The sequence below is a fragment of the Pseudomonas sivasensis genome (genome assembly GCF_013778505.1).
GTDB lineage: Bacteria > Pseudomonadota > Gammaproteobacteria > Pseudomonadales > Pseudomonadaceae > Aquipseudomonas > Aquipseudomonas sivasensis.
Window position 1 is genome coordinate 22,261 of record NZ_JAAOWU010000003.1, and the last position, 23,824, is coordinate 46,084.

Annotated in this window: 20 protein-coding genes; 13 read left to right on the plus strand and 7 right to left on the minus strand. The window is 59.1% G+C overall.

Annotated elements, in window-relative coordinates; genetic code table 11:
* Nucleotides 1-10: 10 nt before the first annotated feature.
* The 3 genes from G9Q84_RS06500 to der all read left to right on the plus strand — a co-directional run bounded on the left by G9Q84_RS06500 (nt 11) and on the right by der (nt 3,400).
* A complete protein-coding gene (locus G9Q84_RS06500; RefSeq protein WP_032890712.1) occupies nt 11-652 on the plus strand; it encodes a YfgM family protein in 642 nt (213 codons plus the stop codon).
* Nucleotides 645-1,796 (plus strand): outer membrane protein assembly factor BamB, encoded by a 1,152-nt coding sequence (bamB, locus tag G9Q84_RS06505; RefSeq protein WP_032890714.1) that lies wholly within the window; start codon nt 645-647, stop codon nt 1,794-1,796. The genes G9Q84_RS06500 and bamB overlap by 8 nt, the downstream gene beginning before the upstream one ends.
* A 134-nt stretch (nt 1,797-1,930) precedes the next feature.
* A complete protein-coding gene (gene der, locus G9Q84_RS06510; protein ID WP_032890716.1) occupies nt 1,931-3,400 on the plus strand; it encodes a ribosome biogenesis GTPase Der in 1,470 nt (489 codons plus the stop codon).
* 34 nt (nt 3,401-3,434) lie between these two features.
* Here der and G9Q84_RS06515 read toward each other — a convergent pair whose 3' ends face one another.
* Entirely contained in the window at nt 3,435-4,694 is a 1,260-nt protein-coding gene (locus tag G9Q84_RS06515) for an NHL repeat-containing protein (RefSeq protein WP_095185819.1), read from the minus strand.
* Nucleotides 4,695-4,937: 243 nt separating this feature from the next.
* On the opposite strand from G9Q84_RS06515, the gene G9Q84_RS06520 reads away from it, so the two are divergent.
* Both G9Q84_RS06520 and G9Q84_RS06525 read left to right on the plus strand, forming a co-directional pair.
* Nucleotides 4,938-6,086 carry a pyridoxal phosphate-dependent aminotransferase gene (locus G9Q84_RS06520; RefSeq protein ID WP_122756093.1) on the plus strand — a complete coding sequence of 383 codons (1,149 nt, stop codon included), beginning with the start codon at nt 4,938-4,940 and terminating at the stop codon, nt 6,084-6,086.
* Nucleotides 6,074-6,865 carry an amidohydrolase gene (locus G9Q84_RS06525; protein ID WP_122756168.1) on the plus strand — a complete coding sequence of 264 codons (792 nt, stop codon included), beginning with the start codon at nt 6,074-6,076 and terminating at the stop codon, nt 6,863-6,865. Before G9Q84_RS06520 ends, G9Q84_RS06525 begins: the two co-directional genes overlap by 13 nt.
* 170 nt (nt 6,866-7,035) lie before the next feature.
* On the opposite strand, the gene leuA is transcribed toward G9Q84_RS06525, so the two are convergent.
* From leuA to G9Q84_RS06545, 4 genes are all read right to left on the minus strand, one after another.
* Nucleotides 7,036-8,715 carry a 2-isopropylmalate synthase gene (leuA, locus tag G9Q84_RS06530; RefSeq protein WP_017530007.1) on the minus strand — a complete coding sequence of 560 codons (1,680 nt, stop codon included), beginning with the start codon at nt 8,713-8,715 and terminating at the stop codon, nt 7,036-7,038.
* Between the two features lie 324 nt (nt 8,716-9,039).
* Nucleotides 9,040-9,861 carry a M23 family metallopeptidase gene (locus tag G9Q84_RS06535; RefSeq protein WP_032890722.1) on the minus strand — a complete coding sequence of 274 codons (822 nt, stop codon included), beginning with the start codon at nt 9,859-9,861 and terminating at the stop codon, nt 9,040-9,042.
* Nucleotides 9,862-9,864: 3 nt separating this feature from the next.
* Nucleotides 9,865-11,244: an exodeoxyribonuclease VII large subunit gene (xseA, locus tag G9Q84_RS06540; RefSeq protein ID WP_122680807.1), complete on the minus strand. Its 1,380-nt coding sequence runs from the start codon at nt 11,242-11,244 to the stop codon at nt 9,865-9,867.
* Between the two features lie 10 nt (nt 11,245-11,254).
* Nucleotides 11,255-12,145 (minus strand): LysR substrate-binding domain-containing protein, encoded by an 891-nt coding sequence (locus tag G9Q84_RS06545; RefSeq protein ID WP_122756094.1) that lies wholly within the window; start codon nt 12,143-12,145, stop codon nt 11,255-11,257.
* Nucleotides 12,146-12,244: 99 nt separating this feature from the next.
* Here G9Q84_RS06545 and G9Q84_RS06550 point away from each other — a divergent pair, with 99 nt between their 5' ends.
* The 5 genes from G9Q84_RS06550 (at nt 12,245) to G9Q84_RS06570 (ending at nt 17,563) form a co-directional block, all read left to right on the plus strand.
* Nucleotides 12,245-13,012 carry a sulfite exporter TauE/SafE family protein gene (locus G9Q84_RS06550; RefSeq protein WP_181643052.1) on the plus strand — a complete coding sequence of 256 codons (768 nt, stop codon included), beginning with the start codon at nt 12,245-12,247 and terminating at the stop codon, nt 13,010-13,012.
* A gap of 137 nt (nt 13,013-13,149) precedes the next feature.
* Complete coding sequence (locus G9Q84_RS06555) at nt 13,150-13,698, plus strand: hypothetical protein (RefSeq protein WP_032890730.1); 549 nt, start codon at nt 13,150-13,152, stop codon at nt 13,696-13,698.
* 104 nt (nt 13,699-13,802) lie between these two features.
* Nucleotides 13,803-15,272 carry an IMP dehydrogenase gene (gene guaB / locus G9Q84_RS06560; protein WP_003209646.1) on the plus strand — a complete coding sequence of 490 codons (1,470 nt, stop codon included), beginning with the start codon at nt 13,803-13,805 and terminating at the stop codon, nt 15,270-15,272.
* An 80-nt stretch (nt 15,273-15,352) separates the two neighbouring features.
* The gene (guaA, locus tag G9Q84_RS06565) at nt 15,353-16,930 is read left to right on the plus strand and encodes a glutamine-hydrolyzing GMP synthase (protein ID WP_032890732.1); all 1,578 of its coding nucleotides are present in this window, start codon (nt 15,353-15,355) and stop codon (nt 16,928-16,930) included.
* A gap of 225 nt (nt 16,931-17,155) precedes the next feature.
* Nucleotides 17,156-17,563, plus strand: coding sequence for a hypothetical protein (locus G9Q84_RS06570; protein ID WP_122756096.1), 408 nt, complete (start codon nt 17,156-17,158; stop codon nt 17,561-17,563).
* 28 nt (nt 17,564-17,591) lie between these two features.
* Here G9Q84_RS06570 and G9Q84_RS06575 read toward each other — a convergent pair whose 3' ends face one another.
* A complete protein-coding gene (locus G9Q84_RS06575; protein WP_206287249.1) occupies nt 17,592-18,362 on the minus strand; it encodes an APH(3')-II family aminoglycoside O-phosphotransferase in 771 nt (256 codons plus the stop codon).
* Nucleotides 18,363-18,381: 19 nt separating this feature from the next.
* On the minus strand, nt 18,382-19,086 hold the full coding sequence (gene treR, locus G9Q84_RS06580; RefSeq protein WP_032890738.1) for a trehalose operon repressor: 705 nt from the start codon (nt 19,084-19,086) through the stop codon (nt 18,382-18,384).
* A gap of 227 nt (nt 19,087-19,313) precedes the next feature.
* On the opposite strand from treR, the gene treP reads away from it, so the two are divergent.
* From treP to G9Q84_RS06595, 3 genes are all read left to right on the plus strand, one after another.
* Nucleotides 19,314-20,756 (plus strand): PTS system trehalose-specific EIIBC component, encoded by a 1,443-nt coding sequence (gene treP, locus G9Q84_RS06585; RefSeq protein ID WP_032890740.1) that lies wholly within the window; start codon nt 19,314-19,316, stop codon nt 20,754-20,756.
* A 105-nt stretch (nt 20,757-20,861) separates the two neighbouring features.
* Nucleotides 20,862-22,508, plus strand: coding sequence for an alpha,alpha-phosphotrehalase (treC, locus tag G9Q84_RS06590; protein WP_032890742.1), 1,647 nt, complete (start codon nt 20,862-20,864; stop codon nt 22,506-22,508).
* Between the two features lie 72 nt (nt 22,509-22,580).
* Nucleotides 22,581-23,801 carry a maltoporin gene (locus G9Q84_RS06595; RefSeq protein WP_122680810.1) on the plus strand — a complete coding sequence of 407 codons (1,221 nt, stop codon included), beginning with the start codon at nt 22,581-22,583 and terminating at the stop codon, nt 23,799-23,801.
* Nucleotides 23,802-23,824 lie beyond the last annotated feature (23 nt).

Sequence of the window (23,824 nt, forward strand, 5' to 3'; positions counted from 1 at the left end):
GAGTATTGGGGTGTCGAGTACTGATGATGAGCAGTTGGCCGAGTTCAAGGACTGGTGGCAGCGTAACGGCAAGCCCCTGGTTACTGGCGGTCTGCTGGCTTTAGTGGTGGTGTTCGGCTGGCAAGCCTGGACAAAATATCAGGCCAACCAGTCCCAGGGCGCCTCTATCCTCTATCAGCAATTGCTGGAAACCACCCTGACGCCGGACGGCAAGCCCGACCCTGCGCAAGTGGCGGACCTGGCCGGCAAGCTGAAGAACGAATTCGGCGGTAGCACCTACGCCCAATACGGCAGCCTGTTCGTCGCGAAGGTCGCGGTCGATACCGGCAAGCTGGATGACGCCGCTGCAGAACTGAAGGCTATCGCCGACAAGCCGACCAACCCGACCCTGGGTGAAATCGCACGTCAGCGCCTGGCCCAGGTATTGGCGGCACAGAACAAAGCTGACGAAGCACTCAAACTGCTCGACGGTGATGCGGACAAGGCATTTGTTGCTACTCGCGAAGAGCTCAAGGGCGACCTGTTGGTCCAATTGGGTCGCACCGATGAAGCCAATGCTGCGTACAAGAAAGCCAAGGCGGCGCTGTCTGATGAAGCGGCGGTCGGTGGCTTACAAATCAAGCTCGACGACTTGGCCAAAGGGGATGCGTGACGTGATCCGTTGGAAACATGCAGCATTGCTGGCTCTGGCCGTTCTGGCCGCGGGTTGCAGCAGCAACAGTAAAAAAGAACTGCCTCCGGCCGAGCTGACCAGCTTCAAGGAAGAAGTAGTCCTGCAAAAGCAATGGAGCCGCTCCATCGGTGACGGCCAGGGCGAGACCTACAACATGTTGGTTCCGGCAATCGACGGTGACAACATTGTGGCTGCTGACGTGACCGGCGTAGTGATCTCCATGGATCGCATGAACGGCGATGTGAAATGGAAGACTGACCTCGAATTGCCTGTGTCCGGCGCCGTAGGCGTTGGTTATGGCCTGGTGATGGTCGGCACGCTGAAAGGCGAAGTGGTTGCCCTCGATTCCAGCACCGGTGAAGAGAAATGGCGCGCTCGCGTGACCAGTGAAGTCCTCGCACCCCCTGCCACCAACGGCGACATCGTTGTGGTGCAGACCCAGGATGACCGTGTAATCGGTCTGGATGCCGCTACCGGCAACCAGCGCTGGTTGTACGACAGTACTCCTGCGGTGTTGACCCTGCGTGGTACCAGTGGTCCGGTTGTAACCAACAATCTGGCCGTTGCAGGCCTGTCGACCGGTAAAGTGGTCGCCCTGGACACCCAGAACGGCGTGCCGGCCTGGGAAACCCGTGTGGCAATCCCGCAAGGTCGTTCCGAGCTGGATCGTGTAGTGGATATCGACGGTGGCTTGCTGCTGTCGGGTGAAACCCTCTACGTCGCCACCTATCAGGGCCGTGTTGCGGCGCTGGACCTGCAGAGCGGCCGCGTTAACTGGCAGCGTGATGCTTCCAGCTACGCCGGTGTCTCCCAAGGGTTTGGCAGCGTCTACGTCAGCCTGGCATCCGGCACTGTTGAAAGTGTCGACGAGCGTTCCACCACCGCGTTGTGGAGCAACGACTCCCTGGCTCGCCGTCAACTGTCGGCACCGGAAGTGTTCTCCAGCTACGTAGCGGTCGGCGATTTCGAAGGCTACTTGCATCTGCTGAGCCAGGTGGATGGTCGCTTCGTAGGTCGTGAGCGTATCGACAGCGACGGCCTGCGCGCGCGTCCGCTGGTGGTGGGTAACATGCTTTATGTGTATGGCAACAGCGGCAAGCTGGAAGCCCTGACCATCAAGTAAGAACTATGCTTGGGGTAACACCCAGGCGGCCCCGCTTCGGCGGGGCATGCGGCATCTGACGATGCTGCCCCGAGCACCAGCCGCTGCCCTGCAGCGGCTTTTGTATTTTCTGAAATAACGAAGTGGAGAGCCGCATGGTTCCCGTAATCGCCCTGGTGGGCCGACCTAACGTCGGCAAGTCCACCTTGTTCAACCGCCTGACCAGGACTCGCGACGCTATTGTCGGCGACTTGTCCGGTCTGACCCGTGATCGCCAATACGGTGAGGCAAAGTGGCAAGGGCGCTCCTACATTATTGTCGACACCGGTGGTATCTCCGGTGATGAGCATGGCATGGACGAAAAAATGGCCGAGCAGTCGCTGCTGGCCATTGAAGAAGCCGATGTCGTGTTGTTCCTGGTGGACGCCCGCGCTGGCTACACCGCCGCCGACCAGATGATCGGCGAGCACCTGCGCAAGCGTAACAAGCGTTCCTATTTGGTCGCGAACAAGATCGATAACATCGATCCTGAGGCGGCCCGTGCTGAATTCAGCCCGATGGGCCTGGGCGACGCGATCCCGGTTGCCGGTGCCCACGGCCGCGGCATCACGCAGATGCTGGAAATCGCTCTGCGCGACTTCCCGAAGGATGATGCTGAGGAAGAAGAGGGCGAAGAAGAGATCGTTGCCGAAGGTGAGGAAGCCAAGCGCATTCCTGGCCCTAGTGAAAAAGACGGTATCAAGATCGCCATCATCGGCCGTCCTAACGTCGGCAAGTCGACCCTGGTCAATCGTATGCTCGGTGAAGACCGGGTAATCGTGTACGACCAGCCTGGCACCACCCGCGACAGTATCTACATCCCGTTCGAGCGTAACGACGAGAAGTACACGCTGATCGACACAGCCGGTGTGCGCAAGCGCGGCAAGATCCACGAGGAAGTTGAAAAGTTTTCCGTGGTGAAAACCCTGCAAGCGATCAAAGACGCCAACGTGGTGATCTTCGTGATGGACGCCCGCGAAGGCGTGGTGGACCACGACCTCAACTTGCTGGGCTTTGCCCTGGAAGCGGGCCGGGCATTGGTCATCGCGATCAACAAGTGGGACGGCATGACGCCGAGCGAGCGCGATTTCGTCAAGATCGAGCTGCAGCGCCGCCTGTTCTTCGTCGAGTTCGCCGATATTCACTTTATCTCGGCATTGCACGGTACTGGCGTGGGTAACCTGTACGCTTCCGTACAGAATTCGTTCAAGTCCGCAGTCACCCGCTGGCCGACCAACCGTCTCACCCAGATCCTGGAAGATGCGGTGGGCGAGCATGCGCCGCCGATGGTCAACAACCGCCGGATCAAACTGCGTTACGCCCACTTGGGTGGTGCCAACCCGCCGATTATCGTGATCCACGGTAACCAGATCGAGAAGGTGCCTAAGTCCTACGTGCGTTACTTGGAAAACACCTACCGCCGTGTCTTGAAGCTGGTCGGTACGCCGATCCGTATCGAGTTCAAGGGGGGCGAGAACCCATACGAAGGCAACAAGAACACACTGACTGACCGTCAGGTGAACAAGAAGCGTCGTTTGATGACTCACCACAAGAAGGCCGACAAGAAGCGCCGCGACAAGCGCTGATTCAAGCTTTAAAAAGGCGCCGGTGGCGCCTTTTTTACGCCTGCGATTCGGAAAAATAACACGCCAGCAGGAAGGTTGGTTCAAGCGTGAGGCCTGATAAGGACATCAATACGAGCAATCGTTTTTGTTGGTCCATGACCAGCCCAATGGGCTCGCTGAACTGCTGGTTGAAGTCCAGCTCAACGATGCCGGTGCCGTTAGGCCCGAAGCTTGTATCTATCTCGCCATTGCTATTGAAGCGCGCCATCACGGCCGTTTTGTTCAATACCTCTTCAAGGGTGCCGACCGCTACGATTTTGCCAGCGTCCACCAGCAACTTGTGCCAACGGGTCACGTTTGCCGTGATTACCGGTAGGCCATTGTTGAAGCCGGGATCCGGCACGCCGTCGGGGTCTAGTGAGATAAGCAGTGCTCCTTGCGCAGCAGAGCCGCACGCAAGGATCTTTTCATGGGTGGCAACGAGATCAAGGTATTGATGATCCTGGGTTCGGTACTCGCCGCTGATCGCGAAGGTTGTATCTACCGCACCTTCCGAGGTGTAACGGTGGACGATTCCCGTCTTGATACCCCTGACATGGACGCTGTGGCCGTAAGCGAGAATCTTGTCGTCCGCTTGAATGGCGAGGCCTGCTAAAGCCGTGTTCTCGCCCGCCTTAAGGGTGTCGATATAGCCACGGCCACTATTGAAGGCGAGGTCGGTTTGGCCGTCGGCATTTATACGGGCTATCAGAGCTCCCCAGTGTCCGGGTTCGCCTGTGTACAAGTGCAGGGTGATTATCTTCCCGGTACTTTGAAGGGCCGCGTCCACGCCTGGCGCTTGGTTGGGGCCTTGTTCGTAGGTGATTGGCAGATTCAGTACCGATAGGCCGTTTTTACCGAATTGAGGGACGGGGGCTCCGGTTAGTTGGCTTTTAGCTACTGCGGGTACGGGAGTGCTTGAGTTGTGCGTCAGGGCTCCGCACAGCAAGTAGGACTGGTGATCCGCCGTGAGCACTTTCAGGCCATTTGAGGGCCATTGCTGATCCGATGGTTCAAAGAGCCCTGTCACGATTCCATTTTTACCGAAACCTTGATTGGGCTGCCCATCTGCTTGCAGGTTGAAATAGACGAAGTGGCCTTGGGTGTAAGTGTTCATATCCTTCAGAACACTGGCGGAAACCAGTAACTTGTCGTCAATGCTGTTCAGTCCATATGCCCTGAAAATCGCTCCATCTTCGATGTTGAGCGGCAAGACTCCGCGTTCACCAAACGACGGATCCAGTTCACCGGTTTTGTGGAGGAGAGTGGTTGACATGGGTTGCCTCGCTGATGGGGTAAGCCTGATTAGTTAGGCGCTTTTTTCTTCGTTGAGGTAACTGTCAGAAATACCTGTTATGCACACTGAGACAGTCCGTTCGTCGCAGAGGACGCGGTAGAAGGCCGATACTGGTCATGGCTATCAATGGCGCGTGCCGGCTTTTTTTCTGACAACCGCATGGGCTATCCTCGACCCTTACCGCGCCATTGCAGCGACAGGTGTTCAGCAGGGACTCACCGAATGATCAACAGCAAGTTACCGAATGTCGGCACCACTATTTTCACCACTATGTCGCAATTGGCTGCCGAAACCGGTGCGCTCAACCTCTCCCAGGGGTTTCCCGACTTCAACGGCCCCCAGGCTTTACTCGATGCCGTGGGCAAACATGTTGCCAGCGGGCATAACCAATACTCCCCGATGACCGGCCTTCCGGCGCTGCGTCAACAGGTGGCGGGCAAGATCGCTCGCAGCTATGGCGCCACGGTCAACCCGGACAGCGAAGTGACCATCACCCCCGGTGCCACGGCTGCGATCTTCTGTGCAATCCAGGCGGTGATCCGCAGTGGCGATGAAGTCATCGTGTTCGATCCCTGCTACGACAGCTATGAGCCCTCGGTCGAACTGGCCGGGGGACGCTGTGTCCATGTGCAACTGAGCCTGCAAGGCTTTGCATTGGACTTTGAGAAGATCAAGGCCGCGCTGTCGCCACGCACGCGCATGATCATCCTCAACACCCCGCACAACCCGACTGGCGCGCTGATCAGCCGCGCCGAGCTGGACCAGTTGGCAGAACTGATCCGCGATCGCGATATCTACCTGCTCAGCGATGAGGTCTACGAACACCTGGTATTCGACGGCGTGCCCCACGTGAGCGTGCTGGCTCATAAAGAGCTGTACCTGCGTGCGTTCGTGGTCAGCTCCTTTGGCAAGACCTACCATGTCACCGGCTGGAAAACCGGCTACGTGGTCGCGCCACCGGCCCTGACGGCTGAATTGCGCAAGGTGCATCAATACGTCAACTTCTGTGGCGTAACCCCGTTGCAGTTCGCCTTGGCCGATTTCATGGCCGAACACCCGGAGCACGTCGACGAACTGCCTGCGTTCTATCAGGCCAAGCGCGATCTGTTCTGCGACCTGCTGGCGCCGTCGCGCTTCAGCTTTACCCGGGTGACCGGAACCTACTTCCAATTGGTGGATTACTCACAAATACGCCCGGAGCTGGATGACGTCGCCATGTCCCTGTGGATGACCCGTGAACACGGTGTGGCGACTATCCCGGTCTCGGTGTTCTACCAGACCCCACCCCAAGGCCAGCGCCTGGTGCGCCTGTGCTTTGCCAAACGCGAGGAAACGCTGCAACAGGCAGCTGAAAAACTATGCGTGATCTGAGTGCACTGCCGAATCTGAATATCGCCCTGATCCAGACCACCCTGGCCTGGCACGACCGCCAGGCCAACCTCGAACATTTCGAAGGGCTGCTGGAGCAGGCCCGCGGCGCCGACCTCATCGTGCTCCCGGAGATGTTCACCACCGGTTTCTCCATGGACTCGCAAACCCTCGCCGAGCCGGAAAACGGCCCGACCCATCATTGGCTCCAGGCCCAGGCTGCGAAGTACAACGCGGTGATCACCGGTAGCGTGATCATCCAGGCCGCTGATGGCAGCCACCGCAACCGCCTGTTATGGGCGCGGCCGGATGGCGAGGTGTTGCACTACGATAAACGTCATTTGTTTCGTATGGCCGGTGAACACAATCACTACACACCCGGCGAGCGCCAGGTGCAGTTCGAGTTAAAAGGTTGGCGTGTTCGGCCGCTGATTTGCTACGACCTGCGCTTTCCGGTGTGGAGTCGGGATCCCCAGGACACTGACTTGCTGCTGTACACCGCCAATTGGCCGGGCGCGCGGCGCCAGCATTGGAACCGGTTGTTGCCGGCGCGGGCTATCGAGAACCTGTGCTACGTAGCGGCGGTCAATCGAGTAGGCACCGACGGCAAGGGCTTTGCCTACACTGGCGATAGCCAAGTGCTGGATTTCCAGGGCGAGAGCCTGCTGAGTGCGGGGGAGGCGGACGGGGTGTTCCAGGTGTGCCTGGACGCGGCTGAACTGGCTGCGTATCGCACGCGGTTTCCGGCTAATCTGGATGCCGATAGCTTTCAGTTTGTCTGACAGACCGCTATCGGGGGGGCAAGCCTCCTCCCACACTTTGATTTGTGAATACATTCAAAATGTGGGAGGGGGCTTGCCCCCGATGAGTCCCTGACAGGCAACCCAAATCTGGAACTCAATAAAAAGGCCCCTGGGTTCTCACCCAGGGGCCTTTTGTATGACGGCTAAGGTTACGCCGCTTTGGCTTCCTGCTGGCTCAGCGATCGGTTCAGCGCACTGAACAGCGCCTTGAAGCTCGCCGTGGTGATGTTTTCATCAATGCCCACGCCATGCACTGGACGTTCACCGTTCACACGCAGTTCGATATAGGCCGCTGCCTTGGCGTTGGTACCCGCACCGATCGCATGTTCGTTGTAGTCCATGATTTCCACGCCAATCGGCAGGCCAGCCACCAGGGCTTCCAGTGCGCCGTTGCCCTTGCCCTTCCAGTGCAGGTTGGTTTCGCCCTGGCCCTTGCCCGAGACTTCCACTTCGACAAAGCTGTTGCCGTTCTCTTCCTGCAGGCGATGGCTGACCAGCGCGTACGGAGTGTTGGCTTGCAGGTATTCACGCTGCAGCAAGGCGTAGATCTGTGGTGCGGTCATCTCCAGGCCCACGCGGTCGGTTTCGGCCTGGACTACCTGGCTGAATTCGATCTGCATGCGGCGTGGCAAGCTGATGTCGTATTCCTGTTCCAGCAGGTAGGCGATGCCGCCTTTGCCCGACTGGCTGTTCACGCGGATCACCGCCTCGTAGCTGCGACCGATGTCAGCCGGGTCGATCGGCAAGTACGGCACTTCCCACAGGGCATCATCTTTCTGTTGGGAGAAGCCTTTGCGGATCGCGTCCTGGTGGGAACCGGAGAACGCGGTGTGCACCAGATCGCCGACGTACGGATGACGGGGGTGTACCTGGATCTGGTTGCACTCCTCGACGACTTTGCGCACACCGTCGATGTCGGAGAAGTCCAACTGCGGGTCCAGACCCTGGGTGTACATGTTCAACGCCACGGTGACGAGGTCGACGTTACCGGTACGCTCGCCGTTACCGAACAGGCAGCCTTCGACACGGTCGGCGCCCGCCATCAGGCCCAGCTCGGTAGCGGCCACGCCGGTACCACGGTCGTTGTGGGTGTGCAGGCTGATGATCACGCTGTCACGGCGGTTGATATGGCGGCCGAACCACTCGATCTGATCGGCATAGATGTTAGGCGTGGCGCACTCCACGGTGGCTGGCAGGTTGAGGATCATCTTGTGCTCAGGCGTCGGGTTCCACACCTCGATCACCGCGTCACACACTTCCTTGGCGAACTCCAGTTCAGTGGCACTGAAGGTCTCTGGGGAATACTCGAAGGTCCACTGGGTTTCCGGCTGCTGGGCAGCGTATTTGACGAACAGCTTGGCCGCATTGACTGCGATGGCCTTGATGCCGTCCTTGTCCTGGTTAAACACGATGCGGCGGAACGACGGCGAGGTGGCGTTGTACAAGTGCACGATGGCTTTCTTGGCGCCGCGCAGGGATTCGAAGGTGCGTGCGATCAAGTCTTCACGGCCCTGGGTCAGCACCTGGATGGTGGTGTCCTCGGGGATGTGATTGTCTTCGATCAGGGTGCGCACGAAGTCGAAGTCGGTTTGCGACGCGGCAGGGAACGATGCCTCGATTTCCTTCACGCCGACGGCTACCAGGGTCTTCCAGAAGCGCAGTTTTTTCACTGCGTCCATCGGCTCGATCAACGACTGGTTGCCATCACGCAGGTCGGAGCTGCACCAGATTGGCGCGGTGGTGATGGTCTTCGATGGCCAAGTGCGGTCCGGGATATCGATGGTCGGAAACGCGCGGTACTTCGAAGACGGGTCTTTGAGCATGCTCATCGGGAAATCCTTTGTTGTAGGGGCCGAGAAAAGGCGGCCTGCCGTGGAACTGTTTTTGGGGATAAAGCGTAGAGACGAGGCAGATCGATTCAGCCTGGCAGTCGTGCGCTGACGAGGCACAGGCTGCGGTGCTGGCGGAGCTGAATGAGGGTGTGAGAGGTTTTCATAAGCTCAACCCTAACCGCCGAGGTGAAAGATGGCAAGCAGTCGAGAAAAATTGAGAGAAGTTCTGCTATTTACGTAGGAGGCGAGATTTTATGCCTGAAAATTCGGTGGGTTCTGAATTTAATTGCGCGCGCTTTGCAGCGCACGCAATCGAGTCATTCAGGGCTGGAACGCGCCGATAAAGATCGCAGGGTCCACCCGCGCATCGTTGAGGCTGACGTTCCAGTGCATATGTGGGCCGGTGGCGCGGCCGGTCGCGCCGACCTTGCCCACCACTGTCCCACGCACCAGTTGCTGGCCGACCTTCACGTCTATCTTCGACATATGACAGAACATGCTGATAAAGCCCTGGCCGTGGTCGACGAATACGGTGTTGCCGTTGAAGAAGTAGTTACCGACCAGAATCACCTTGCCGTTCGCCGGCGTCTTGATCGGCGTACCGGCCGGCACGGCGAAATCCAGGCCCGAATGCGGGTTACGCTCTTCGCCGTTGAAGAAACGGCGCACGCCGAACTTGCTCGACAGGGGCCCGTTTACCGGTTTATCCAGCACCAGGTTACTCGGCAGGTTGGGGCTGAAGCTGCGGTAGGCCTTGAGCTGTACGGCCAGTTCGCCTTCGATGCGCTTCAGTTGAGCCGGGTCGGGGTTGACCTGGCTTTTGTTTTTCAGGGTGATGCGCTGTTCCGGATATTTCTTATAGCCGACGATAAACGGCAGACTGCGCCCGCCGCTGCTGATGCGCTCGTTACCCGGCTTGACGCTCAGTGGGATACCGACAATCGCCAGCCAATTGTCCTGTTCCTTGACCACCAGCACCGGCTTGCCTTGATAGGTCGCTTTCGGCGCTGCCGCCGAAGGGCCCAGGTCGACCACGGCCACACCACCCGGCACCGGTTTGTTCAAGGTACGGCTGATATAGCTATCGGCGTGGGCATTAAAGGTAAGGCACAAGAGCATCAACAAACTAAAGAGACGAGGCATCAATCAATCCAATAACGAAAGGGTGACGGGTGTCAGGTGGTTGTCTTCCACGCGCACTTGCAATTGGCCTTCACCGAGACGCGCGGTGAGACGCTGGCCGGTGTGGGTTTGCGCCGCGTTGCGAATGGCATGGCCGCGCTCATCCAGCAGGATGCTGTAACCACGGCCCAGGGTCGCCAGCGGGCTGACCACCTGCAATGTCTGCACCTGGCTTTGCAGTTGCAGGCGACGGGCCTTCAGGCCTTCGCGCATGGCGCGGGGCAAGCGTTCGGCGAGGCTGTTCAGGCGCTGGCGCAATAGCGCCAGTTGACGGCCGGGATGCTGGCCGGCGAGGCGGGTTTCCAGGCGTATCAGGCGCTCGCGACGGGTATTGAGGCTGCGTTCAAACGCACGGCGCAGGCGCATATCCAGATCATCCAGGCGCTGGGCCTGCTGGCGCAGACGTTCGCCGGGATGGCGCAGGCGACGGGCCATGCCTTCCAGGCGCAGGCGGTCGTGGGTCAGGCGGTTACGCATCAGCATGACCAGGCGGCGATGCAGGTTTTCCACCTGACGCACCAGATGGCTGGCGTCCGGTGCCAGCAATTCGGCGGCGGCGGACGGGGTAGGGGCGCGTACGTCCGCCACGAAGTCGCTGATGGACACATCGGTTTCATGTCCGACGGCGCTGACAATGGGGGTCACGCAAGCGTCCACCGCGCGGGCTACGGCTTCTTCGTTGAAGCACCAGAGGTCTTCCAGGGAGCCGCCGCCACGGGCCAGAATCAGTGCGTCAAAGCCTCGCGCATCGGCCAGTTTCAGCGCGCGGACAATCTGCGGGATCGCCTCGCGGCCTTGCACGGCGGTCGGGATCAAGGTCAGCTCGATGTTCGGCGCCCGGCGGCGGAACACGCTGATTATGTCGCGGATCACTGCGCCGGTGGGCGAACTGATAATGCCAATGCGTCGAGGATGGGCCGGCAGTGGGACCTTACGCTCGGCACTGAACAAGCCTTCGGCGCTGAGCTTTTCCTTCAAGGCATCGAAGGCCAAACGCAGCGCACCATCACCGGCGGGCTCCACGGTGTCGAGGATCAGTTGGTAGTCGCCACGGCCCTCGAACAGCGAGACCTTGCCGCGCACCTTCACCGCCAGGCCATCTTTCAGCGCCTGGCGCACCCGTGCGGCATTGTTGCGAAACAACGCACAACGTACTTGGGCGCCGCTGTCCTTGAGGGTGAAATACACATGGCCGGAGGCTGGGCGGGCGAGGTTCGAGATCTCGCCTTCGACCCAGATATTGGTGAACACGTCTTCCAGCAACACCCGCGCACGGCCGTTGAGTTGGCTGACAGTCAGGACTTCACGGTCCAGGCCCAGGCGGGCAAAGGGGTCTTTAATCATGGGCGGCAGTTTATAGGCATTCGTGCAAGGTTTGACAGAACTGCTCAACCAACCGGCTCGGCGTCGGTGGGCAGGCCAGGGCCACGGTGCTCAGGCAATCCGGATCGGCCAGCGGTAGAAAGTGCACATTGGCGGGAGCAATGTCTCGCATGGATTTTGGTAATAAGGCAATACCAAAGCCGGCCTGGATCAACTGTAGCTGGGTGGTCTTTCGTGACATGACCCGCGCAGCCTTAGGGAAAAATCCGGCGCGCATGCAGAGCTCGGCCGCCAGATAACTCAGGCCGCCACGCTGTGGGTGGGGGATCGAGATAAACGCTTCATCTTTGAGCTGTTCCAGGTCGACGGGCTCGTTGCTACGTGCCAAACGGTGATTAGGCGGCACAGCAAGCAGCAATTGTTCGTTATATAAGGGCTCCACACGTACCCCTTCACGCTGGCGCAACACCGGCAACCGTAGCAGTCCGATATCCAGCCTACCGTCGGCGATTTCCTCCAGTTGCGCCTCGGATGACAGTTTGACGATATCCATTGATACGCCGGGGCAACGCTCTAACCACATGTTGATGCCCTGCAACAAAACGCCGCTCATCGGCACGGTGCTCGAATGGCTCAGCCGCAGGGTGCCGAGCTGGCCGTTACCGACCTGGGTCGCGGTTTCACTGGCCTTGAGTAGCTCGCTCAGCAAATTGCATGCCCTCGGGTAGAACGCTTCACCGGCGGCGGTCAGGCGTGGCTGACGCGCGGTGCGTTCGAACAATGGCGTTTGCAGCTGTTTTTCCAGCTCCTTGATCTGTCGGCTTAGAGCCGATTGCGCCACAAACAGACGTTCGGCGGCGGCGCTGAAGCTGCCGCTGTCGGCGATTTCAACGAAGTAGCGCAGTTGGCGAGTGGAAATCACGCGTCATGCCTTTTCGAGATGGGTGGAGAGCTTTGAAGATATTAGTCGCAACCCTCGCCGATGGCTAAAGTGATGGTTATCTCTTTCAAGGAAGACTCCATGAGCTCGCTTGAGCTGATGAACCAGTGGTCGTTTAGCAGTGTGGATTGGCTGGTGATCGGCCTGGGTGTCGTCGTGGCGTACATCGTGTTTGGTATTGCCGGCTTCGGGACGGCGCTGGTGGCGGGGCCTATCCTGATTCTGTTTATGCCGCTGTCGAAGATCATTCCGTTGCTGGTGCTGCTGGATTTTGTCGCGGCCTTTGGCGGCCTGCTGCAAACGCGGCGGGATGTGAATACGTCGGAATTGCTGCGGCTGCTGCCGTGTATGGCCATTGGTTGCACACTGGGCGTGGTGTTTTTGCTCAATCTGCATTCGGACTTGTTGCTGCTGTTGATGGGGCTGTTTATCAGCGCCTATGCCGTCTACACCTTGGCAGTAAAAGCCCGTCCCACGCAGCTCGGCAAAGGCTGGTCGATTCCCATGGGCACCGTGGGCGGCCTGTTTGGCGCGCTGTTCGGCAGTGGCGGCTTTTTATATGCGATCTATCTGAACAGCCGATTATCCAAGGACGCGGCGCGGGCGACTCAAAGTGCGCTGATCAGTTGCAGTACCGTGGTGCGCCTGAGCCTGTTCCTGATCGCCGGGGTGTATGCGGATCTGCCATTGTTGCTGTTGGCGCTGTGCCTACTGCCAGCGATGGGCCTTGGGCTGTGGTTTGGGCGTAGGTTGACGATGCGTATGTCGCGTGAGGCGTTTGTGCGGTTAGTGACGTGGCTGGTGCTGGCCAGTGGCATTGCCTTGATTGGACGGTATCTGAGCACTTGACCGGATTTCTTCAGGGATTAAGCTGCCAGCCTCCCGGGCGTCATCGCGGGCAAGCCCGGCTCCCACAGTTGAGCGCATTCCAATATGGGAGCCGGGCTTGCCCGCGATGACGCCAGAAGCCACACCGCAGGACTCTCATGAACTCCCAAAGCATCCTTGTCCCGAAAATCTCCACCTTGCCCGTCCACGAGCCCCGCGCGCGCGCGATCGTGCGTTGGCTGGTGCGCAAGAACATCATCAAGGAAGAACTCACCACCTGCGGGCGCACCGGCAACCGCATGGCCTACGCCCTGGCCGACGGTGCCCGCGCCGTGGTCCGGCACCCCGAAGCGCTGCCGTTCAACGAGCCGGTCAACGGCCTGGAGATCATCTACAAACGCTGCATCTACACCCCGGCCAAGGGCTTTCTCGAAGAAGCCGGCTGCCCGGAATGTCGCAAGGAGGTCGGCGAGGCGCTGTTTGAAAGCCTGGAAGACTGGATGCCCGGCCACACCGACAACTTCACCTGCCCGCTGTGTGGGCATGAAGATGACATCAATGGGTTTCTGTTCCTGCAGGAATGCGGGTTTTCCAACCTGGGATTCATCTTCAATAACTGGGCAGAGGCGGGGTTCAAGCAAAGCTTCATCGACGAATTCGCCGATTGGCTGGACCAAAAGATCAGTTGGGTTAAGGTCGAACTTTAATCCATCTATCAGTATTACCAAGTTTGTCAGAGTTTTACATTGAGCCCGACAGGGTGCATGTATATAATGGCGCGCTTCCATTTTCCCGCTCGGGAGCCCCCGCGATGCTGCGTATCAGCCAAGAAGCTCTGACATTCGACGACATTCTCCTAGTGCCCGGTTATTCCGAGGTGCTTCCTAACGAAGTCAGTCTCAAGACCCGCCTAACCCGTGGCATCGAGCTGAATATTCCCCTGGTTTCCGCTGCGATGGACACCGTTACCGAAGCCCGCCTGGCCATTGCCATGGCGCAGGAAGGCGGTATCGGGATCATCCACAAGAACATGACCATCGAGCAGCAAGCTGCCGAAGTGCGCAAGGTCAAGCGTTACGAAGCCGGTGTGGTGAAAGATCCAATCACCATCGAAGCCGACGCCACCGTGCGTGATCTGTTCGACCTCACTCGTCTGCACAACATCTCCGGTGTTCCTGTGCTGCACGATGGCGACCTGGTCGGCATCGTCACTTCCCGTGACGTGCGTTTCGAAAACCGTCTTGAAGTCACCGTCCGCGAAGTGATGACGCCTAAAGAGCGCCTCGTGACTGTCAAGGAAGGCGCCGACAAGAACGACGTGCGCGAACTGCTGCACAAGCACCGCATCGAGCGCGTGCTGATCGTCGACGACAAATTCGCCCTCAAAGGCATGATGACCGTCAACGACATCGAAAAAGCCAAGGCTTACCCGCTGGCCAGCAAGGATGACCAAGGTCGTCTGCGCGTGGGCGCTGCCGTCGGTACCGGCAAAGACACCGGTGACCGCGTTGCAGCCCTGGTAGCTGCCGGTGTGGACGTGGTGGTGGTCGACACCGCTCACGGTCACTCCAAAGGCGTGATCGACCGCGTACGTTGGGTCAAACAGAACTTCCCTGATGTGCAGGTCATCGGCGGCAACATCGCCACCGGCGCAGCGGCCAAGGCGCTGGCCGAAGCCGGCGCTGACGCAGTCAAGGTCGGTATCGGCCCTGGCTCGATCTGCACCACGCGTATTGTCGCTGGTGTGGGCGTGCCGCAAATCAGCGCCATCGCCAACGTTGCCGCTGCCCTTGAAGGCACCGGCGTTCCGTTGATCGCTGACGGCGGCATCCGTTTCTCCGGTGACCTGTCCAAGGCCATCGTAGCCGGTGCCTCCTGCGTGATGATGGGCTCGATGTTCGCCGGTACCGAAGAAGCACCGGGTGAGATCGAACTGTTCCAGGGCCGTTCGTACAAGGCTTACCGTGGCATGGGTTCGCTGGGCGCCATGTCCCAGGCTCAAGGCTCGTCCGACCGTTACTTCCAGGACTCCTCGGCAGGCGCCGAGAAGCTCGTTCCGGAAGGCATCGAAGGCCGTGTTCCTTACAAAGGCACCCTGAGCGCCATCATCCATCAACTGATGGGCGGCCTGCGTTCTTCGATGGGCTACACCGGCAGCGCCGACATCGAGGAAATGCGCACCAAGCCAGAGTTCGTACGGATCACCGGCGCCGGCATGGCTGAATCCCATGTCCACGACGTGCAGATCACCAAGGAAGCGCCAAACTACCGCGTAGGTTGAGGCTTCCAGCAAAATGTTAAGTAACCGGGGCTGTTCTTCAGCCCCGAGTTGTTTCTGATTCATTAGACGAGACTGACTTCATGGCCCTCGACATTCACGCCCACCGCATCCTGATCCTCGACTTCGGTTCCCAGTACACCCAACTGATCGCCCGCCGCGTGCGTGAAATCGGCGTGTATTGCGAACTGCACCCGTTCGACATGGATGACGAAGCGATTCGCGAATTCGCACCGAAAGGCGTCATCCTCGCCGGTGGCCCCGAGTCCGTGCACGAAGCCAACAGCCCGCGCTGCCCTCAAGCCGTATTCGACCTGGGCGTGCCGGTCTTCGGTATCTGCTACGGCATGCAGACCATGGCCGAGCAACTGGGCGGCAAGGTTGAAGGTTCCGAGCTGCGTGAATTCGGTTATGCCCGTGTAGATGTGGTCGGCAAAAGCCGCCTGCTGGACGGCATCGAAGACCACGTTGACGCCGATGGTCTGTTCGGCCTCGACGTGTGGATGAGTCACGGTGACAAGGTCACCAAGATGCCGGAAGACTTCCACATCCTGGCCAGCACTCCAAGCTGCCCGATCGCCGGCATGTTCAGCGACGAGCGTCGTTACTACGGCGTTCAGTTCCACCCGGAAGTGACCCACACCAAGCAAGGTGGCCGCATCCTGTCGCGCTTCATCCTCGACATCTGCGAGTGTGAAGCCCTGTGGACCCCGTCTAAAATCGCTGAAGACGCCATCGCCAACGTGCGTGCCCAGGTCGGCACCGACAACGTGCTGCTCGGCCTGTCCGGCGGCGTTGACTCCTCCGTGGTTGCTGCGCTGCTGCACAAAGCCATCGGCGACCAACTGACCTGCGTGTTCGTCGACAACGGCCTGCTGCGCCTGCACGAAGGTGAGCAAGTGATGGCCATGTTCGCCGAGAACATGGGCGTCAAGGTGATCCGCGCCAACGCTGAAGACCAGTTCCTCAACAACCTGGCCGGCGAGTCCGACCCGGAGAAGAAGCGCAAGATCATCGGTCGTACCTTCATCGACGTATTCGATGCCCAGTCCAACAAACTGGACAACATCAAGTACCTCGCCCAAGGCACCATCTACCCTGACGTGATCGAGTCGGCCGGCGCCAAGAGCGGCAAGGCCCACGTGATCAAGTCCCACCACAACGTGGGTGGCCTGCCTGAGGAAATGAACCTCAAGCTGGTAGAACCACTGCGCGAATTGTTCAAGGACGAAGTCCGTCGTCTGGGCCTGGAACTGGGCCTGCCGTACGACATGGTCTACCGCCACCCATTCCCAGGCCCGGGCTTGGGCGTGCGTATCCTCGGTGAAGTGAAGAAGGAATACGCCGACCTGCTGCGTCGTGCCGACCACATCTTCATCGAAGAACTGCGCAAGGCCGACTGGTACCACAAGGTCAGTCAGGCGTTCGTAGTGTTCCAGCCGGTGAAATCGGTTGGCGTTGTCGGCGATGGCCGTCGTTACGCCTGGGTCGTTGCCCTGCGTGCCGTAGAAACCATCGACTTCATGACCGCCCGCTGGGCCCACCTGCCGTACGAACTGCTGGAGACTGTCAGCGGCCGTATCATCAATGAGATCGAAGGCATCTCGCGCGTTACTTATGACGTGTCGAGCAAGCCGCCGGCGACGATTGAGTGGGAATGATGGGACGTCCGGCATTGACCGGTACGATCTAGCAAGAAATACCCTGGAGCCCGCGTAATTGCGGGCTTTTTGTTTTTTGGTGCTGGCAAGTTCTGGCCGCTTTGTGCATCGCTAAGACAGTTACTTCATCAACGATACTAACGCTGTATCACAGTCTTCCAGTGGGGGGCTAAGCCAGTAGATGCAGGGCATTTTCTGCTCCGCCAAATCAAGGATGGAACATTTATGAAAATACGGATCTGGCTCAAAAGCTTCGCGTTGCTAATGCTGGTGGGCCTGGTGTTGAGTACAACGCTTCACCTCGCGCTTTATCTGCCGTTCATTGTGAAATACGTGGGGGTGGGTAGTTCACTCGGCCAGAAGATGCTGATATTCACTGCCATGGACATCCTTGCTTACCTAGTCTGGGTCTTGCCGGCAGGGTTGTTGTTGATATTCAACTTACGAAAGTCCGCCTACGGTGTAATGCTCATCGTAATTCTGACTTCCCTGAAATTCCCAGAGGCTCTTGCGCTGGCGCAATTGCTGATGTGGCTGTGGGCTGTGTGTCTGGTGCTGAGGACTGTGTTGCTGGCGGTGTGGCTAAGCGGGTGCAAACTTCGCGACCTTTATAACTATCACCGTTCCAAATGATTGCGACCCCAGCAGGGCTCCAAGCGAGTTAGAAGAATTCATCCAGCAAGCAGTAAAACCTCATGCGCTGCTCATCAGGCTCAATACCGTAACGCTCGAAAAATGGCTTTACCCATTCCGGCCCAAGGTTACGCCCGATGCTGCGTGCCGCGAGCGCCAAGTCTTGGTATCGGTCGCTGATACCCAGGCGCCCGCAATCGATGAACCCACTGAAACGGCCGCCTTGTGCCATGAAATTTGGCAGGCAGGCGTCTCCATGGGCCACTACCAGATCATGGGTGTTTGGCTGAGTCGATAAGAGTTCGGCCAGCACATCTTCCGCGCTGCGTCCGAGTCGTTCGTCGTCGAAGTCTGTCTCATCGACCAGCCCGGCACGAACGCGCTCCCGCGCGAGCCCGATGCGTTGCTGTAGAGGGTGATCGTAGGGGCATTGCGCGATGGGTATCTGGTGCAAGGTACGCAGGGCCGTTGCCAGTATGTCGATGGTTTGCGTGGCAGACAGCGTGTTGGCGCTGGCCAGGTCCTGTCCCGGAAGGGCGGTCATCAGCACCCAGTGGTGATGGTTTTCTGTCAGCTCAGCCAGCACGATGGGCGCCGGCAAATTAACCTGCTGGAGCCACCGAAGGCGCTCGACTTCATCCGCAAGCTCACCGAACGCTCCCTGCGGCTCGGCCTTCAGGAACAGGTCTGCACCACAGCCCTGACTCAGGCGAAACACGTCAGCCCGCGATTCACCGATGGCCTGTTGCTCAATCAGGGCCTGCGGGAACTGTTCACGCCACGCGTTCGGAATATTCACTGTGCTTTCCGTTCTCGGCTCAGCGCCGCGCAATATCCGAAAAGTAAAACTTATCCAACGTATGCCGCGACTCGGTGTACTCGAACTGCCGCCCATCCTGCAAAAACGTCTGGTTGCTCACCACGATCACGTGGCTTTGGCCGTCGAGGTCTAGGTGTGTCTGGTCGTCTTTACTGCGGGGCAGGGCTTCGATGGTGCGTTGGGCGTAGCTGATCTGCAGCTGCAAGGTCTGCTCGATAAACGCGTAGATCGACTGCTCGGCAATTGCTTGGTCCAGGCCAGGGATCAGGTCGGCGACAAAGTGGTTGATGTCGAGAATCACCCGTTTACCACCGATACGCCGCACGCGTTTGATGCGGGTGATCAGGCTGCCGGGTTCGGCTTCGATGTGTTGCTGCAATGAGCCTTCCAGCGGGAACTGCGTGAACTCGACCACTTCGGTGTGTACGTCATCGCCCAGGTCGGCGTGAGTTTCGTGGAAGCTGACGATGCCACCCAGTTGAAATTCGATCGGGTTGGGCGACAGGACGAAGGTGCCTTTGCCGTGGATTTTTTGCGCAAAGCCGCGTTCCTGCAGCTGCTCGATGGCGCGACGCACGGTGCCACGGCTGGCCTGGTAGCTGTCCATCAATTCGGTTTCGGAAGGAAGGCGCGTACCGCGTTGCAGGCGTTCAGTGGTGATGCTGGCAAGCAGATCCGTATAGATCTGGTTGTATTTGCTCATGTGATGGCTGCTCTGTGCCCGGCTTTCTGTAGGTGAACGGTGCGTTCAAGGCAGGAACCTTAGTGGCAGCGGTGGGGTTTGTCCATTGGGCCTTGGAAAGCGGTAAGCCAATATTTTTAAACTCGTCTGTACGAGTTGTTGCTTTAACTCGTACAGACGAGTACTTTTGGCTTCGGCGTGCTGCCAATGACTGCCCTCAAATAAAAAAATCAAAGTGGAAACCAAGCATGAGCCACGACTATTCAACGATCGCCCGCGAGATTCTCGACAACCTCGGGGGGCGCGAAAACCTTGAGCAAGCGGCCCACTGCGTGACCCGCCTGCGCCTGGCGCTCAAGGACCCAAGCCTGGTCAATAACAGCGCGCTGAACCAGGTCGATCTGGTCAAAGGCTCGTTCTTCACCGGTGGTCTGTTCCAAGTGGTCATCGGCCCCGGCGAAGTGGAAAAGGTCTACGCCGCCCTGCGCGAACAGACCGGCCTCGCCGCTGCCACCATCGCCGACGTAAAGAAGAAGGGCGCCGACAAGACCAACGCCATGCAGCGTCTGGTGCGGGTGTTCTCCGATGTGTTCATGCCGATCCTGCCTGCGCTGATCATCGCCGGCCTGCTGATGGGCGTGAACAACTTGATGGGCGCCAAGGGCATGTTCATCGAGGGCAAGACGTTGCTGGAGGCGTATCCGAACCTGGATGGCCTCTGGAGCCTGATCAACCTGATGGCCAACACCTCGTTCGTGTTCCTGCCGGCGCTGGTGGGCTGGTCGGCGGCGAAGCGGTTTGGCGGCAGTGAAATCCTCGGCATCGTGCTCGGGCTGATGCTGGTGCACCCGGACCTGCTCAATGCCTGGAACTACGGCAAGGCGGTGGCGGGGCTCGACGGCCAGAGCCTGCCGTATTTCGATATTTTCGGCTGGTTCAAGATCGAGAAAGTCGGCTACCAAGGGCAGATCCTGCCGATCCTGATGGCGGCGTATGTGATGAGCGTCATCGAGAAATGGCTGCGTGCTCGCGTGCCCAATGCCATTCAACTGCTGGTCGTGCCGATCACCACCATCGTCGTTACTGGCGTGCTGGCGTTGGCGATCATCGGCCCGGTGACCCGTCACCTCGGCATCCTGATCACCGAAGGCGTGGTCACCCTGTTTGACCTGGCGCCCATGCTCGGCGGGGCGATTTTCGGCCTGCTGTATGCACCGTTGGTGATCACCGGCATGCACCACATGTTCCTCGCCGTGGACCTGCAACTGATTTCCACCCAAGGCGGCACCTTTATCTGGCCGATGATCGTGATGTCCAACCTGGCCCAGGGCAGCGCCGCGCTTGCGGTGTTCTACATGACCCGTAATGCGCGGGACAAAAGCATGGCCTCGACCTCGGCGATTTCCGCGTACTTCGGTATCACTGAGCCGGCGATGTTCGGGGTGAACCTGCGCTTCAAGTTTCCGTTCTATGCGGCATTGCTCGGCTCGGCGCTGGGCAGCATTTTCCTGTCGATGAACAAGGTGCAGGCGTCGGCCATCGGGGTGGGTGGCTTGCCTGGGTTTATTTCGATCGTGCCGAGTGCCATTCCGATGTTTGTGATTGGGATGGTGGTCGCGATGGTGGTGCCGTTTGTTCTGACCTGTGCGTTGAGCATGAAGATTGTTCGGCCGGGTTATCGCGTCGCCTGATCGACCGCTATCGGGGGCAAGCCCCCTCCCACATTTGACCGCGCTCACCTGTGCCGGCGATAGGGCCCAAGAGGCCGGCACACAATTCAACTGAAGGAACCCAGCATGCAAACCTGGCAACACTCGGTGATCTACCAGATCTACCCCAAAAGCTTCCACAGCCACGCGGGTAACGCCACCGGTGACCTGCTGGGCATCGTGGACAAACTCGATTACCTCCAATGGCTGGGCGTGGATTGCCTGTGGATCACGCCGTTCCTGCGCTCGCCGCAACGGGACAACGGCTACGACATCAGCGACTACTACGCCATCGACCCCAGCTACGGGACCATGGCCGACTGCGACCTGCTCATCAGCGAAGCGGCCAAGCGCGGAATCAAGTTGATGCTCGACATCGTGGTCAACCACACCTCCATCGAGCACGAGTGGTTCCAACAAGCGCGCAGCAGCCTCGACAACCCGTACCGCGACTTCTACATCTGGCGTGACCAGCCGAACAACTGGGAATCCAAGTTCGGCGGCTCGGCCTGGGAATACGAAGCGCAGACCGGCCAGTACTTCCTGCACCTGTTTGACCACACCCAGGCCGACCTCAACTGGGACAACCCCAAGGTCCGTGCCGAAGTGTTCAAGCTGATGCGCTTCTGGCGCGACAAAGGCGTAGGCGGTTTCCGGCTGGACGTGATCAACCTGATCTCCAAACCTGCCGACTTCCCCGAAGACACCAGCGACGGCCGCCGCTTCTACACCGACGGCCCCAACGTGCACGAATACCTGCAAGAGATGCACCGCGAAGTCTTCGAAGGCCATGACCTGATCAACGTCGGCGAAATGTCGTCCACCAGCCTGGAACACTGCATTCGTTACTCTCGGCCTGAGTCGAAAGAACTGTCGATGACCTTCAACTTTCATCACCTGAAAGTGGATTACCCCAACCTGCAGAAGTGGGTAAAGGCCGACTTCGATTTCCTGCAACTCAAGCGGATCTTGTCTGACTGGCAACTGGGCATGCAGGCCGGTGGCGGTTGGAATGCATTGTTCTGGTGTAACCACGACCAGCCGCGAGTGGTCTCGCGCTTTGGGGATGACGGTGAACACCGCGTGGTCTCGGCGAAGATGCTCGCCACGGCGCTGCACTTCCTCCAGGGCACACCGTTCGTGTACCAGGGTGAAGAGTTGGGCATGACCAATCCGGGTTTCGACGCGATCGAACAGTACCGCGATGTGGAGACCCTCAACATCTATCGCCTCAAACGCGATGCCGGTGAATCCGAGGCGTCGAGCATGGCGGCGATCATGCAGAAGTCCCGCGATAACGGACGCACACCGATGCACTGGAACACGCAGGCCAACGCCGGTTTCAGCAGTGGCGAGCCGTGGATCGGCGTTGCGGCCAATGCGGCGCAGATCAACGTCGACAGCCAGCGTGATGACCCGGACTCGGTGCTGCATCACTACCGCGCGCTGATCGCCTTGCGTCGTCACGAACCGCTGATTCAAGAGGGCGTTTACTGCGAACTGCTGCAAGACCATCCCCAAGTCTGGGCTTACCTGCGCGAGGGCCACGGCGAACGCCTACTGGTGCTGAACAATTTCTACGGGCAGCCCTGTGACATCCAACTGCCCGAGAGCGTGATCAGTGCGGCGAGCGAGCAGCGTCTGTTGATCAGCAATTACCCCGACTGTCCGCGGCGTACGTCTTCGGTGGTGCTGCGCCCTTACGAATCCTTCGTGCTGCATCTCAAGGACTAAGACCCGTTGTAACCCCCGTATGGGAGTGCGGGGGCGCTGCAAAAAAACATAATAAAAATATCGGAGTGCTTCATGAAAACAACAATAAAGTTGGGCCTCGTTGCATCCTGCCTGAGCCTGCCTCTCGGCGCTCAAGCCCTCGAATTCGCCGGCTATTTGCGTAGTGGCGCGGGGACGTCAACCGGCAGTGGCCCGCAGCAATGTTTCCAACTTCCGGGCGCGCAATCCAAATATCGTTTGGGTAATGAATGCGAGCAATACGGCGAACTGGAACTGCGCCAGGACCTGCTGACCTTTGACGATGGCTCGGTGCTTAGCGTCGATGCCATGGCTTCCCTCTACAACAAGTACGACCGCGAGCTGAAATTCCAGGGCGAGAATAACGGCTCGGCGCGCATGCCGCAGATGTATGCGCAATGGTCGAACCTGCCCGCCCTCAACGGCGGTTCGGTGTGGGCCGGTCGGCGTTACTACAAACGTAACGACATCCATATCTCCGATTTCTACTACTGGAACCAGAGCGCCACCGGCGGCGGCATCGAGGACGTGCTGATCGGCGACCTTAAATACAGCTACGCCATTTCGCGCAAGGACAACCTGTACCAGAAGGAATACGCCACCCGTCACGACTTCAACGTCGCGGGCTTCAAGACCAACCCCGGCGGGGAGCTGGAGCTGGGCTTGAGCTATATCGAGAAAGCCGGCGGTCGCGATACCAACAGCGGCTGGGCACTGACAGCGCAGCACGTGCAAAAACCTTTCCTCGGCGGCAAGAACAAATTCGCCCTGCAATACGGCGAAGGCCCCGGCACTGGCCTGGGCTACACCGGCAATACCTTCCTGGATAAAAGCAGCAAAAGTTATCGCGCCGTGGAGTTCTTCGACTGGCAAGTGACCCCGCGCTTTGGTGGGCAGATCGAGGCGGTGTACCAGAAGGATATTCGCCCCGGCAGCCAGGACCAGACCTGGATGTCCATCGGCGTGCGCCCGGCCTATGCCCTCAGCGAGCAATTCAAACTGGTCACCGAGCTGGGCCATGATCAAGTCGATGCCAGCGGCGGTACGCGCAAGTTGAGCAAATTCACCTTCGCCCCGACATGGTCGCCCAAAGGTCCGGATTTCTGGGCACGGCCCGAAGTGCGCTTGTACTACACCTATGCCACCTGGAACGAAGCTGCCAAGCGTGCGGCGAATGAACTGGCGGCTGGTTCGGCGTTATCCGACACCGGGTCCTACGGCACCGCGCGGCATGGATCGAACTTTGGTGTGCAGGTCGAGTATTGGTGGAAGTGATCCCTCTTCTGCCCAATGATTTT

Bases quoted from the DNA above. Each gene is read 5' to 3' on its own strand.
- treP (WP_032890740.1), top strand. From the start codon at position 19,314: ATGAGCCACGACTATTCAACGATCGCCCGCGAGATTCTCGACAACCTC.
- treR (WP_032890738.1), bottom strand. From the start codon at position 19,086: ATGAGCAAATACAACCAGATCTATACGGATCTGCTTGCCAGCATCACC.
- G9Q84_RS06595 (WP_122680810.1), top strand. From the start codon at position 22,581: ATGAAAACAACAATAAAGTTGGGCCTCGTTGCATCCTGCCTGAGCCTG.
- G9Q84_RS06550 (WP_181643052.1), top strand. From the start codon at position 12,245: ATGAGCTCGCTTGAGCTGATGAACCAGTGGTCGTTTAGCAGTGTGGAT.
- G9Q84_RS06555 (WP_032890730.1), top strand. From the start codon at position 13,150: ATGAACTCCCAAAGCATCCTTGTCCCGAAAATCTCCACCTTGCCCGTC.
- treC (WP_032890742.1), top strand. From the start codon at position 20,862: ATGCAAACCTGGCAACACTCGGTGATCTACCAGATCTACCCCAAAAGC.
- der (WP_032890716.1), top strand. From the start codon at position 1,931: ATGGTTCCCGTAATCGCCCTGGTGGGCCGACCTAACGTCGGCAAGTCC.
- G9Q84_RS06520 (WP_122756093.1), top strand. From the start codon at position 4,938: ATGATCAACAGCAAGTTACCGAATGTCGGCACCACTATTTTCACCACT.
- guaA (WP_032890732.1), top strand. From the start codon at position 15,353: ATGGCCCTCGACATTCACGCCCACCGCATCCTGATCCTCGACTTCGGT.
- G9Q84_RS06535 (WP_032890722.1), bottom strand. From the start codon at position 9,861: ATGCCTCGTCTCTTTAGTTTGTTGATGCTCTTGTGCCTTACCTTTAAT.
- G9Q84_RS06570 (WP_122756096.1), top strand. From the start codon at position 17,156: ATGAAAATACGGATCTGGCTCAAAAGCTTCGCGTTGCTAATGCTGGTG.
- bamB (WP_032890714.1), top strand. From the start codon at position 645: ATGCGTGACGTGATCCGTTGGAAACATGCAGCATTGCTGGCTCTGGCC.
- G9Q84_RS06525 (WP_122756168.1), top strand. From the start codon at position 6,074: ATGCGTGATCTGAGTGCACTGCCGAATCTGAATATCGCCCTGATCCAG.
- leuA (WP_017530007.1), bottom strand. From the start codon at position 8,715: ATGAGCATGCTCAAAGACCCGTCTTCGAAGTACCGCGCGTTTCCGACC.
- xseA (WP_122680807.1), bottom strand. From the start codon at position 11,244: ATGATTAAAGACCCCTTTGCCCGCCTGGGCCTGGACCGTGAAGTCCTG.
- G9Q84_RS06515 (WP_095185819.1), bottom strand. From the start codon at position 4,694: ATGTCAACCACTCTCCTCCACAAAACCGGTGAACTGGATCCGTCGTTT.
- guaB (WP_003209646.1), top strand. From the start codon at position 13,803: ATGCTGCGTATCAGCCAAGAAGCTCTGACATTCGACGACATTCTCCTA.